Origin of the sequence: Acidiphilium sp. PA (genome assembly GCF_026191915.1) — a bacterium.
GTDB lineage: Bacteria > Pseudomonadota > Alphaproteobacteria > Acetobacterales > Acetobacteraceae > Acidiphilium.
Genome location: NZ_JAIMBY010000001.1, coordinates 681,894 through 694,285, shown reverse-complemented (window position 1 = coordinate 694,285; position 12,392 = coordinate 681,894). Strand labels below are relative to the sequence as shown.

At 62.4% G+C, this 12,392-nt stretch carries 12 protein-coding genes; 5 read left to right on the top strand and 7 right to left on the bottom strand.

The annotated features are described in order from the left end of the window. Position 1: 1 nt before the first annotated feature. On the top strand, positions 2-958 hold the full coding sequence (locus AruPA_RS03245; RefSeq protein ID WP_265635007.1) for a ferritin-like domain-containing protein: 957 nt from the start codon (positions 2-4) through the stop codon (positions 956-958). 93 nt (positions 959-1,051) lie between these two features. On the opposite strand, the gene AruPA_RS03240 is transcribed toward AruPA_RS03245, so the two are convergent. Next, a complete protein-coding gene (locus tag AruPA_RS03240; protein WP_265635005.1) occupies positions 1,052-1,504 on the bottom strand; it encodes a lytic transglycosylase domain-containing protein in 453 nt (150 codons plus the stop codon). A gap of 55 nt (positions 1,505-1,559) precedes the next feature. Here AruPA_RS03240 and gspG point away from each other — a divergent pair, with 55 nt between their 5' ends. After that, entirely contained in the window at positions 1,560-2,000 is a 441-nt protein-coding gene (gene gspG, locus AruPA_RS03235) for a type II secretion system major pseudopilin GspG (protein ID WP_265635003.1), read from the top strand. Between the two features lie 307 nt (positions 2,001-2,307). Here gspG and AruPA_RS03230 read toward each other — a convergent pair whose 3' ends face one another. Next, on the bottom strand, positions 2,308-3,030 hold the full coding sequence (locus AruPA_RS03230; protein WP_265635001.1) for a PEP-CTERM sorting domain-containing protein: 723 nt from the start codon (positions 3,028-3,030) through the stop codon (positions 2,308-2,310). 334 nt (positions 3,031-3,364) lie between these two features. Here AruPA_RS03230 and denD point away from each other — a divergent pair, with 334 nt between their 5' ends. The 3 genes from denD to AruPA_RS03215 all read left to right on the top strand — a co-directional run bounded on the left by denD (position 3,365) and on the right by AruPA_RS03215 (position 7,503). After that, positions 3,365-4,354: a D-erythronate dehydrogenase gene (denD, locus tag AruPA_RS03225; RefSeq protein WP_265634999.1), complete on the top strand. Its 990-nt coding sequence runs from the start codon at positions 3,365-3,367 to the stop codon at positions 4,352-4,354. Positions 4,355-4,530: 176 nt separating this feature from the next. Beyond that, positions 4,531-5,280, top strand: coding sequence for an SDR family oxidoreductase (locus tag AruPA_RS03220; RefSeq protein WP_265634997.1), 750 nt, complete (start codon positions 4,531-4,533; stop codon positions 5,278-5,280). Between the two features lie 96 nt (positions 5,281-5,376). Next, a complete protein-coding gene (locus tag AruPA_RS03215; protein WP_265634995.1) occupies positions 5,377-7,503 on the top strand; it encodes a ComEC/Rec2 family competence protein in 2,127 nt (708 codons plus the stop codon). A 779-nt stretch (positions 7,504-8,282) separates the two neighbouring features. Here AruPA_RS03215 and AruPA_RS03210 read toward each other — a convergent pair. From AruPA_RS03210 to AruPA_RS03190, 5 genes are read right to left on the bottom strand one after another with little or no spacing between them, the layout of a single operon-like run. Next, complete coding sequence (locus AruPA_RS03210) at positions 8,283-8,768, bottom strand: nucleoside deaminase (RefSeq protein WP_265634994.1); 486 nt, start codon at positions 8,766-8,768, stop codon at positions 8,283-8,285. Then, positions 8,761-9,366 carry a class I SAM-dependent methyltransferase gene (locus AruPA_RS03205; RefSeq protein WP_265634992.1) on the bottom strand — a complete coding sequence of 202 codons (606 nt, stop codon included), beginning with the start codon at positions 9,364-9,366 and terminating at the stop codon, positions 8,761-8,763. Before AruPA_RS03205 ends, AruPA_RS03210 begins: the two co-directional genes overlap by 8 nt. Further along, positions 9,363-10,094 (bottom strand): PIG-L deacetylase family protein, encoded by a 732-nt coding sequence (locus AruPA_RS03200; RefSeq protein ID WP_265634990.1) that lies wholly within the window; start codon positions 10,092-10,094, stop codon positions 9,363-9,365. The genes AruPA_RS03205 and AruPA_RS03200 overlap by 4 nt, the downstream gene beginning before the upstream one ends. Continuing rightward, entirely contained in the window at positions 10,091-11,215 is a 1,125-nt protein-coding gene (locus AruPA_RS03195; protein ID WP_265634989.1) for an acyl-CoA dehydrogenase, read from the bottom strand. Before AruPA_RS03195 ends, AruPA_RS03200 begins: the two co-directional genes overlap by 4 nt. Next, positions 11,205-12,311: a glycosyltransferase family 2 protein gene (locus AruPA_RS03190; RefSeq protein ID WP_265634987.1), complete on the bottom strand. Its 1,107-nt coding sequence runs from the start codon at positions 12,309-12,311 to the stop codon at positions 11,205-11,207. The genes AruPA_RS03195 and AruPA_RS03190 overlap by 11 nt, the downstream gene beginning before the upstream one ends. Positions 12,312-12,392 lie beyond the last annotated feature (81 nt).

Here is a 12,392-nt window from a genome sequence, read left to right as displayed (position 1 = left end):
AATGACGATCGATGTGACTGAGCAGATCAAGACCGTCGCCACCGCACGCGCGGGCCGGCGGAGCCTTATTCGGAACGCGGGTGTCGGCGTCGCCGGTGTGGCGGCCCTGAGCGGCATGACCGCAGCGGGTGTCGGCGGCCTGGCGCTTACCAGCCCTTCCGCGCGCGCCGCCACGGGGTATACGGATGCCGATATTCTGAACTTCGCGCTCAATCTCGAATATCTCGAGGCGAACTATTATCTGTATGCGGTGACCGGCCAAGGCGTCGCCCCGGCCGATCAGACCGGCACCGGAACGCAGGGAACCGTCACCGGCGGTGCCGCGGTGCCGTTCAAGACCCCCATCTATCAGCAGTATGCCGCGAATATCGCCGCCGATGAACAGACCCATGTGCGGTTTCTGCGCACGAGCCTAGGCTCTTCGGCCGTGGCAATGCCGAACATCGACCTCGTTAATTCCTGGACCACTCTGGCTCTTGCGGCCGGGTTGATCGTGAAAGGGCAGACGTTCAACCCGTTCGCCGATGAACTCAGCTTTCTGATCGGCGCCTATGTGTTCGAGGATGTCGGTGTGACGGCTTACTGTGGTGCGCTGGCGGCGTTGACGACGCCTGCGAACGTGACCTACGCCGGTGCGATCGAGGCGGTTGAAGCGTATCATGCCGCCACTGTTCGGACTTTGCTGGCCACGATCGGCGGCGGTGTGCCGCTTGCGAAGATTTCGGCTTTGCGGGCCACGTTGTCGGGCACCGGCGGCATGACCGGCATTCCCGCGGACGACCAGGGCGTGCTGATGCCGAACGGTGCGGTCAACGTGGGTCCGTTCGGGCCGCAGGCGCTGGTATTCCGGCGTACGCCGCAACAGGTGCTGAACATTGTTTACGGCGCGACGGGAACCGGCTTGACGAAAGGTCTTTTCTTCCCGTCCGGCATGAATGGCACGATTTATACATCCTGACCTGTCAGGCCGGGCGCTGCTCGAGGCGCCCGGCCTTGTTTCGATGATCGCACGCGGGGCATGGTGATCCGGCCCCGTTGTGTCGTCGCTCGTTCAGCGGTTTGCCGCTACCTTCGTCAATTTAGGCGAGGCAGTCCGGCGTGAGGCGAACAGGCGCCGCGCCGCGGCGACGACTTTGATCCGATAGGCCTGATTTAGCGGCGCGGTATGCGAATGATAATCGCCGATCGCCTGCATCAGATGTCCGTCATCCTGAGCCAGATACGTGCGCAGAATGGCGCCCGCAGCGGCGATGTTGAAGCAGGGCTGGCTGGTGAGGCGGGCTCTCACGAGGCTGGTGGGCAGGCGGGTGTAGCGTGACAAAGCGGGTAGCCAGAGGGTGTTGACCTGCATGACACCGAGGTCGTCCGAGCCGTTGACGTTATGATGGACACTGCCGTTTGTGCCGCCTTCGACGCGTGCTATCGAAGGGAGAACGCGTGGCGGAAGATGATAGATCGACGCGACGAGCGCCATACACGCCAGATAAGGGATCGCCAACCTCATGCACTCCAATCAGCCACGGCTTAAGTTGTCTTATCTGCGCGATTTAATCAATCGGATGCGGCCTGGTGCTGTGGAATCGGTGCGAAGTTCGGACGAGGCGGGATTTACACTGCTTGAGATCATGGTGGTGATTGTCATCATCGGGCTGTTGATCGGCATCGTGGCGCCTGCGGTGCTGCACCAGCTTGGCCGGGCACGGGTGTCTATTGCGGGGCAGTCGATCGAGCGGTTGGAGTCGGTGCTCGATATGTACAAGCTCGATACCGGATCTTATCCGACCACCGAACAGGGGCTGCAGGCACTGGTGGCGCGGCCGGCAGGGGTCGAAAATTGGAACGGTCCTTATGTGAAGGCAGGTAAGCTGCCGGTCGATCCCTGGAATCACCCGTATATTTATCGCGATCCGTCGAACCGGGCGGGAATGCCTTATGATCTGTGCTCGCGCGGGCCGGACGCAGGCGCGAGCGGCGCGCCCCATCTGATCTGCAACAAGTAAGGCGCACGGTCGCCGACCAGAGTGATAATTCCGGCGGCGTTCGCCGGCGATGCAGCATTGGCGCGATGGGAGCGGCCTGGTGGGCATCGTGGCCGCGGGCCGTGCCGCCGAGTTGCCCATGCCCGGCGGCCGATATCAGGCCAAGGTCACGTGGTCTCGGATTGGCTGCGGGTGACCGCAAGCCAATCCGTAACGGCGCCGGTATCAGGGCGTTATGGGTGCGATCCACCGCGCTGATTGTCAGCTTTAACGATCGATTTCATGCAATCATGATGCCGCGGCCGCGACGCCATGACCGCATATCGCTTTAAATTGACGAGTTACCCTTGCCGGATTTGCGGCGGATGATCAGGCCGAGTGTGATCAAAGCGGTGCCCAGCAAGGCGAGAGACCCTGGCTCTGGCACATTTGTCAACGACGGCGGCACCGAGAAAGTGGTCGAGATTCCGGTAGCACCCTGGCTGTTCGTCTGGCTGAGCGCGAAACTGATCTCCGACGGGAGATCGGTGCCGAGGAGTCCAGTGCTATCGCTGAACAGACCGAGTCCCTGCAGCACCAATCCACCGTTTGCTGTGACATTCGATAGGTTCATCAAGGAAAAACTATACTGCCCGGTCGATCCGAAAGTCAGAAAATCGGTATAATTCAACGTTTCTGACGAACCGCTCGCCGGTACCGGCACGGTGAGCGGGCTGATCGTGACGGGTTGCCCCAGAGCGAGTGTGGTGAGGAACGCGTTCGTGTGCATGAAATAGGTTGCCGGGATGCTGCTCACCGTCTCATCCGCGGGCAAGGTGAAGCTGGTGATGGAATTAAGTGGAGAACCAGCCGGTGAGGTGATGACCGTTCCGGTCGCATTTATGGTGAACGTACCATAGGTCTGCGCCATCGTTCCAGCCAGAGCTGTCGATGCGCCTATGGCGGTGAGCGCGAAAACGCCCGCTAAAACTATCGCCTTCTTCATCGTGTTGTCTTTCAATTGCTGTGGAAACGAACGCAGAAAGTTTTCTGCAATTGCGTTCTGCAACATTCGGGCAAAATATTTTATTCAATGATACCAACCCTAACTTGTTTCAGAATATCATTGTGTAAGAAAATCGAGAATTTTATTTCATAATGTGGTAGTTTATTTATGGAATATTTTTATTATATTGAATTATCCATAGAACCCAATTTTTTAATTTGTAAAAATAAAGATATATTTATCGATCATTTCTGCGATCATTCGATCGGGTTGTTGTGGCGGTTATGGCGGTGTCCTGTACTTGGTTATGCCAACGTATCGACATTGCGAGTCCCTCCGCCCTTGGCGCTTTCGCGATTTTAAATATAATCGTCCGCGATATAACGTCGGGGAAACGATCATGCATATTCTGATTATTGGTGCGGCCGGGATGTTGGGCCGCAAGTTTGCGGCGCGGCTTGCGGCGGACGGGACGCTGGGGGCGGCGCCGGTGACGAAGTTGACCCTGGTTGATGCGTTCGCACCGGCGGCGCCGGCGGGGTTCGAGGGCGATGTAGTGACGCATACGCTCGATTTATCGGCGCCCGGAAGTGCCGAGATCTGCGTGGCAGAGCGGCCGGACGTTGTGATGCACCTGGCGGCGATTGTTTCGGGCGAGGCGGAGCGGGATTTCGACAAGGGGTATCGGATCAATCTGGACGGAACGCGGTTGCTGTTCGAGGCGATCCGCGCCCAGCATATACGTTTGCATTATATGCCGCGGGTGGTGTTTTCATCGTCGATCGCTGTGTTCGGCGCGCCGTTCCCCCCGGTGATCGGGGATGAGTTTTTTACCACGCCGCTGACCAGTTATGGGGTGCAGAAAGCGATTGGTGAACTGTTGCTGACGGATTATTCGCGGCACGGGTTCATGGATGGGATTGCGATACGGTTGCCGACGATCTGCATTCGGCCGGGGACGCCGAATGCCGCGGCTTCGGGGTTTTTTTCCAATATTCTGCGCGAACCGCTGGCGGGCAAGGAGGCGGTGTTGCCGGTGGATGAGGGCGTGCGGCATTGGCATGCGAGCCCACGGGCGGCGGTCGGATTTCTGGTGCATGCGGCGACGATGGATCTGGCACCGTTGGGCTGGCGGCGGACGTTGAGTCTGCCCGGGCTTTCGGCGACGGTGGGTGAGCAGATCGAGGCCTTGCGGCGGGTTGCGGGAGATCGGGCGGTGGGGTTGATCCGGCGGGAGCCCGATGAGACGATTGCGCGGATTGTGGCGGGGTGGCCGACGAGTTTCGAGGCGAAGCGGGCGCGGGCGTTGGGGTTTGAGGCGGAATCGACGTTCGATGAGATTATTCAGGTGCATATCGAGGATGAGATGGGGGGTGTGGTGGCGGCTTAGGGAGGGGAAGAGTCTTCTTTTTTGTGAACAAAAAAGAAACAAAAAAACTTCTTTAATTTGGGCCCGTGCCGGTGAAACCGCCCATGCCCCAGAGTCAAAAAGTTTTTTGCATCTTTTTTCAAAAAAGAAGTGCTTGCCTTCAGTTTTTTTAATTTCTTGGGGAGGATACAAGCAAAATGACAACAAAAATCGCATTGGTTACCGGAGCGGGCAGTGGCGTGGGCCGGGCGGCGGCGTTGGCGCTGTTGGCGGAGGGGTATTTCGTGGTGCTGACCGGGCGGCGGGCGGATGCGCTGGCGGAGACGGTCGGTCTGGCGGCGGCGGCGGAGCGGGCGTTGGCGATTCCGGCGGATGTGACGGATCCGGCTTCGGTTGCGGCGTTGTTCGAGGCGGTCAAATCGCGGTGCGGGCGGCTGGATTTGTTGTTCAACAATGCGGGGAACAATGTGCCGAGTACGAATTTCGGTGATCTGACCTTCGAGCAATGGAACCATGTGGTGTCGGTGAATTTGAACGGGGCGTTTCTGTGCGCCAATGCGGCGTACCGGATGATGCGCGATCAGACGCCGCAGGGCGGGCGGATTATCAACAATGGCTCGATTTCGGCGCATACGCCGCGGCCGGGATCGGCTCCTTATACCGCGACGAAGCATGCGATCACCGGGTTGACCAAGACGATCGCGTTGGATGGGCGGGCGCACAACATTGCGTGCGGGCAGATCGATATCGGTAATGCTGCGACGCCAATGACGCGCCGGATGGCGAGCGGCGTGCCGCAGGCGGATGGAACGATCAAGCCGGAGCCGACCATGGATGTCGATGTGGTGGGCAAGACGCTGGTATATATGGCCGGTCTGCCGCCGGATGCGAACGCGATGTTCCTGACGGTGATGGCGACGACGATGCCGTTCGCTGGGCGCGGGTAGCGCGATCGGCCGGCATCGCTTCTTGCCGCGGGCGATTTTGCTTTGCGGCGTGGCAATCTCCGCCTAGGGTGAATCAATCGGAGGTTGAGGCACGCGGTGGGTACGGCGCTGATCATTGCCGAACGGTCGGTTGGGGTGGTGGCACGGGCCACGGGCACGGGCCGTGCGGTGATGGGCGACTGGCCGCATCGGTTTCTGGGCGCGGAACGCGGTCGGCTGTTTCTGTTTCTCCCCGTCGCGATGGGCGGCGGCGTGCTGGTGTATTTCGATCTGACCCGCGAGCCCGCGGTGTGGGTTGCGGGCGGTGTGGTTGCGGCCACCGCGGGGTTGTTGGCGCTGGTCTGGCGCTGGCCGGTGCCGCGTGGTGGGGCGATGTTGCTGCTGGCGGCGGCTTTGGGGTTTGGCCGGGCGCAGGTGCAAACGCTGGGGATGCCGCCACTGCTGGCGGTGCCGCATCATGGCGTCACGATCACTGGGCGCGTGGTGGGGGTGGATCTGTTGCCGACCGGGCGGCGGATTCGGATTGCACACCCGACGCTGAACGGGGGCGCGGTGCAGGCGCGGGCGGTGCGGGTGAAGTTGCGGCGGGGCGATGATGTCGCGGTCGAGGCGGGTGACAGCGTGCGGGTGCGGGCGTTGCTCTATGGCCCGTCGCGGCCGGCCTATCCGGGCGGGTGGAATTTCGGGCGGGATCAGTATTTTGCCGGGCTCGGGGCGGTGGGATTCGCGATTTCGCCGCTCGATGTGACGGCGCGGGCGCCGCCGGGCTGGTTCAGCGCGCTGCGCCAGGTACGCGAGGCCATCACGGTCCGGATCCTGCACGATCTGCCGCTCGATACCGGCTCGATCGCGGCGACGTTGCTGACCGGGTTCGAGGATTCGATTCCGCCGGCGGAGCGGCAGGATTTCATTACGGCGGGGCTCGCGCATATCCTGGCGGTGGCGGGACTGCACATCGGCATCGTGATGGCGACGCTGTATGCGCTGGCGCGGTTCATCGTCGGGTTTTCGGAATTCGTGCTGCTGCGGGTGCCGGCGAAGATTGTGGCGTCGGTGGTGTCGTTTGTTGGCGGCGTGATTTATGCGGCGCTGACCGGGTTTCATGTGCCGATCGTGCGCAGCCTGGCGATGGCGGCGCTGGTGCTGGCGGGGATTATCGCGGGGCGGCGGGCGTTGTCGCTGCGGGGCCTGGCGCTTGCGGCGCTCGCCCTGATGATGATCGAGCCGCAGGCGGTGCCGGGGCCGAGTTTCCAGATGAGCTTTTCCGCCGTGCTCGCGTTGATCGCGGGGTATGAGGCGGTCGGGCGGCGGTTTTCGATCGGCGGGGCATCGCACACCGCGCGGCTGGGCCGGCACATCGCGGCGCTGGCGTTCACCTCGTTTCTGGCGGGTGGCGCCTCGATGCCGTTCGCGGCGTATCATTTCCAGCAGATCGAGCCGTATTACGTGCTCGCCAATCTGATCGCGGTGCCGCTGACCGCGCTGGTAGTGCTGCCGCTCGGCATGGCCGCGCTGGTGCTGATGCCCCTGCATCTCGCGCGGTTGGCGCTGGTGCCGATGGGGTGGGGCATCGCGGTGATTTTGCGGGTGGCGCGTCTGGTCGGCGGGTTGCCGCATGCGCTGATCGAGATCAGCCCGAGCCCGGGATACGCGGTCGCGCTGGTCGCGATCGGGCTCGCGCTGCTGGGGCTGCTGCGCTCGCGCGCGCGCCTGGCAGGGCTGGCGCCGATCTCGCTGGGGGTTCTGGCGATGACGCTGGGGCGCGCGCCGGATGTGCTGGTATCACCGACCGGTAATCTCGCCGGGGTGCGCGATGGGGCGGTGGTGCGGGTTATCGAGGCAGGACGGGTCGATAAGTTCACCCTCGCGCAATGGCGGCCGGTCTGGGCGGGCGATGCCATGCGGCAAGGCGCCGCCGGGGATGTGTGCGAACAGGGGCGCTGTACCCTCGCGCAAGGACGCGTCGTGTATCTTGCCGACCGAGCCGCCGGCGCCGCGGGCTGCGGCTCCGCCAAGGTGGTGATATCGCCGCGACCCCTGCACGGTATCTGCCGGCGGGACGGGCGGTTGGTGATCGACCGGTTCAGCGTGTGGCGCAACGGCGCTATGGCCGTCTGGTTCCGACGAAACCGGCTGCTGGTCCGAACCGACCGGACGATCCAAGGCGATCGCCCCTGGGTTCCTCCGTGGCCGGCGCGTTGGCATTATCACGCGGCACGGTGACAGGGACACGATGGCCTACGACCTCGCTCGCACGGTCGGTTGCGCGGGTCCGGCGCGTCGCTGTTACGCGCCGGCCCGGGCAAGGACCGGGGATACGCAAGACCAGTGCTCCCCGTGCGGTCGCAATCATGCGGCTACAACGGAGCCCGCCTTGCGGTCCTTTCGCGTGCTACGGGGTTTTGGGTGGCGTCTTCGCCTGATTTCCCGTTTGATGGCTCAACGCGCCATCTGTGCTACCGGCCGCACCGGACGTTGCGTTGGTGCGGCGTTTCTTTAACATGCGAGCGGAAGATTTGCCCTGGGATGCACCGGGCGCGGTGCCTGACGAGTTTCCATGCGACATGGTTGACTGCGACGAGGCGGCCGCGCTGCCTGTGCTTTGCGCGACGGCGATGCCGAGACCGAGACTCAAGGCGCCACCTGTAAGCGCTGTAACAAATAAACTTGTTTTCATGACTAAGTTTCCTTCACGTTTGCCTGGTTATGATCTGCCCGGCTTCAGGTAAGATTTGTGATGATGATTGTAATAGCAAGAATTCCTGCATAAAATTGGGGTTAAATGCGGGTCAAATTTCATGCGGCACGTACGGTTAGATTAGTCAGCCAATCGCATTCGTTCGCGTTATGGGGTGACCGGCGGTGCAGATCGGATCGCCGTGCCGCGTGGCTCATCGCTGTCCGAGGCAACGCAACGGATCGTCGTTTAGGCATAAAACATTGGAATCATTTTCATACGCTATGCCGGGCTCCTCAGCCCGGGACGCAATCAACGGGCTTCATCACAGGTTCGCCTGTTCCTCCCGCGGCGGATCATCGTCGGGACCGTAATAGAGGGCAGCGCATTCCTCAGCGAGTAAGCCCGCTTCGATCGCAATATCGTCCTTATACGCATCACGCAGGAAATCGATCGTGTCGAGATCGCGATCCTCGAAATACATCTGATGCACCTGATGCCGCTGGGCTCCATAAACGATGCGTGAAATACCCGCCCAAATGCTTGCCATGCTGCACATACCGCAGGGTTGCAACGTCGAATATAGCACCGCACCTTGAAATCGTGAGCGCTTGAGATGCGTGCCGGCCGCGCGCATGGCGACGATCTCGGCATGGGCGGTCGGATCGCATCGCTGCTCGACTTCATTGTGCGCCTGCGCAATCACCGCGTCATTGAGCACCAGAACACAGCCGATCGGGCTGCAGCGGCTCGTGCGGTCGCCCTGTTTGGCCATCTCGATCGCCAGTCTCATATAATGTTCGTCAGTCACGTGTGCTCCCACAGGGTTGTAAGCGGTCGATCCGAAAAGCCTGGTGGCGTTCGTGCAGACCGACACGCAGCTGCGCCTGCGTGGCGGCGATGAAAACGTCCGCCGCCTGATCGCCGCTGCATGGCTCGTCGATCTGTTCGGTGTAGTTGACCAGCACGACGCTGCCGCCTGGGGCGAGTGCGTTCGTAACATGCGCGGCGACCCGCCCAATGTCGGCAGGTGTCAGAAAATATAATACTTCCGAAAGGAGAATCAGATCGAATACCTGCCCCGCAGGCCATTCCTCAGGGACGCGCAGCAAGGCAAACTCCACCTGCGCCATGGCAGCGCAGCGCACCCGCGCGGCCGCCAGCGCGCTCTCGACGATATCGACGGCGAACAGACTGACACAACGCGGTGCGAGCAGGCTTGTGAGTACGCCGATCGAGCAGCCGACTTCGAGTGCACGGTTGAACTGCTGACCTCCGAGCGCAGACAGCGTGGCCCGATATTTTCGAAGCTCGTAGGCGCTGCCTTCGAAATTCCATGGATCAGGGTTTGCGTCGTACAGCGCGGCAAAATAGCCGGCGTCGCGCGAACGGCTCGGCGAGGCGGTCATTCGATGAAGACTTCAAATGGCGCCTCGAAGATCGCCAGCAGTGCCGGCGGCAGTTGGAACCCGGCGGGCGAATCTGTGATCAATGCGCCATATTGCGAAACATGTGCCGCGATCGCATGCTGTTTCGCGCTCAGGTGATCCTTGATGCCGAGGCGGAAGCCGCCGCGCCGACATTCGCTGACGTGATCGGCGCCGGCGCGCAGCCAGCCCCAGACCGGGTAGGAAAGCAACCGCAGCCGGCCACGTGTGGCGACGGCCGCAGCGATCCGGGCGGCTGCCTGATGATCGCAATGCGGATCGCCATGCCAGGGCGCGACCAGAACCGTGCAGCCGGCGGCAGACGCGATCTTTGCAATATCGGCACAGGCAGCATCGAAGGCGGGTCCGCACGAGGGCAGTTCCGTATCCGCATAGCGCAGAAAGACCAGGTTACCGGGCGGCAGGCCGAGCCGGGAGACCGCCTCCCGCGCTTCCGCCTCGCGCACGGCACCCAGGCGCGGCGGCGGAAATTGCCGGGAGCCCGGGTGTGACGCGGCCCCGTCGGTCAGCACCACAATGATAGGCGGCTGGCCAGCCGCGCACGCGGCCGCGATGAGACCACCGCAGCCCAGGCTCTCATCGTCCGGATGAGGTGCCAGAATCAGGGGTTTTGCGCCTCCTAGCAGCGTGTGGATGTCGGCGGCGGGCAGGGCGCGAAAACCGGCCAGCAGGTCGGCGACCCGCTTCACGCGGCACCTGCCCGTGCCGTGCCGGGAAGCTGCGTGTGGAAGTAGTGGCTTGCCGCTTTGACCAATGTTTCATCCGGCGCCGGCTGACGCAGATAGGTGGCAAGGTCGCGGCAGACGCGCTCTGCGGGATGACCTGCGATGAAGGCACCGAGACCAAGACTGCGTTGCGAGAGCCGCATCGCATCCAGGCACGCGGATTCGACGGCCAGCCGGGCGAGATTGACATAAGCGACGATGGCACCGGCGTCGTCATCTTCGAGGCAGGCGCGCAACGCAGCCTGCGCCATCCACAAGCGCGAGGTTTCATACGCCATCACCAGCGCGCCGAACCTCGCCTGCTGGTGCGGGTCCTGCGCACGCCCGCGCCGAAGAATCTCGCCACGGTGAATTTCGACAAGCGCCTTCAAACCACCAAGCGCCGCCGCGGCGCTGCGCCAGGCGCCGGCGGAAAAAACCGGCTCGCGCAGGTAATCGCCATCCTCACCCAACAGGGCGTCGGCCGGCACATGGATGCCGGTGAGATCAATGCTGCCGGTAATTGCCGCTCGCATACCACTGAGCTTTATCGGGCTTGGCAACACCCTGGTGCCCGGCTCCACGTCGATGATGAGCATTCGGATGCCGCTCGGCATTGCCGCTGTGATGAGCGCGCGGGTTGCGATCCCTGCGCCGGAACAGAATGCCTTGGAACCTTCGAGACGATACCCGTCGCCATCGCGGTGCATGGCCAGCGTGGACTCGGGCGGATCGGTGACCCACAACGCGAATAGGGCCCCGGCGCCCGCATCGCGCGCGCAGCGGCGGATCAATCTGTCTTGAGCGTAACGGCAGACCAGTTGCAGGGCGTTGACATGTGCCTCGTACAGCCGCGCGACCGGCAAGCTTGCTTCGCCCAGCAATGTCAGCACACGTAACAATGCGGAGGCACCCGTCGCACCGTCGCCCAGGCCGGCGCCTCCGAGGGCTACAGGGAGCGGGGCACGCAGCAGCCCCAGCTTCTGTAGCCTTTCAAAACTCTCAGTGGGGAACGCCGCCAGGGCATCGTCGATTATGGCCTGGCGTTGCAGCGCGGGGAGGATGGCGCTCAATGCCTCGATTAACGCAGCGCTTTCACAGAGCATGACGCAAATCTTTCCACTCCAGACTCTCGCGGCACTGCACCTGACCCGAACGGAGATGATCGCGCAAAACCAATGCCTGGCGGGTCTCGCGCGCCAGCTCGGCGAAGGCGACGCGGCGGCGCCGCAACATCGGGCTTGCGTGTTGAATGATGTTCCAGGCTGCACCGAAATGCGGTGCGTCTCGTGCAGCACGCACGGTAACCGGCGGGATCAGTAAATCGGTTGCGACCCTGTCAAGCGCCGGGGCGCCGATATCGCCGTGGCGCAGGTCGCGCAGACGCGCACGCGTGAGCACGCGCCGATAGGCGTCCACTGTCGGTTCCAGCATCTCATCGGTCAGTTGATCCGGGCAGTGCAGACGGCGTCCTATTGTTTCGGCCATGCCGCCGGCGGCGCGACCGTACAGCCGGCCAGAGACGCGGACTTTTATATCCGGTGCATGCCGTATTCGGGCATCGAGACTTGCGAGTTTTGCGACCAGTGCACGGTCTTCACCCGAGACGACCCGTGGAACGCCTCCGATGCGGCGCAGGACGGCGGCCCGCACCGCGATACTCGCGCCGGAGTGTTGCTGATGCCGCGGCCAGGGGTCGCAAGGATCAGGATCGATCATCGCTCTGATTTCATCCTGCAAGCCGAGCAGCAAAGTTTCGTGCGCCGCATCGCGCTCAAGACGTTTGCGATCCTCGCTGCACGCTTCGCGGTCGAGCACGGCCATCCCGCAGACGCAATCCGTATCCTCCGCGATCCCGGCAAGGTTGTCGGCAACCCAGGTCGCCGGTACCACCGAGTCGGCATCGGTCGTCAGGACGACGCCATCGCCCGCCAGCCGGAGCGCATGATCGATGGTGCGGCGCCGGGCCTCGCCGGCGCTTGCTTCGTAATCCTCCAACCGGCAAACAACGATGGTCATGCATGGATATTTTTGTTGCGCGGTACGGCAAATTTCGTGACTGCCGTCGGTACAATTGTTCAGAAGCAAAACGATTTCATCGGGTGCATGCGTTTGAGAGACTAACGCATTGAGACATGCATCGAGATGACGCTCCTCGTTGCGCACAGGGATGGCGATGACGGCTGGTTGGTGTAGTGCCATCCAGCCGACATTGTCCGGCGGTCGGGCGCTTTCAATAAAGCCGCGGTTTCTTGCGGGAATTTAAACAGGGCGGAGTATCAA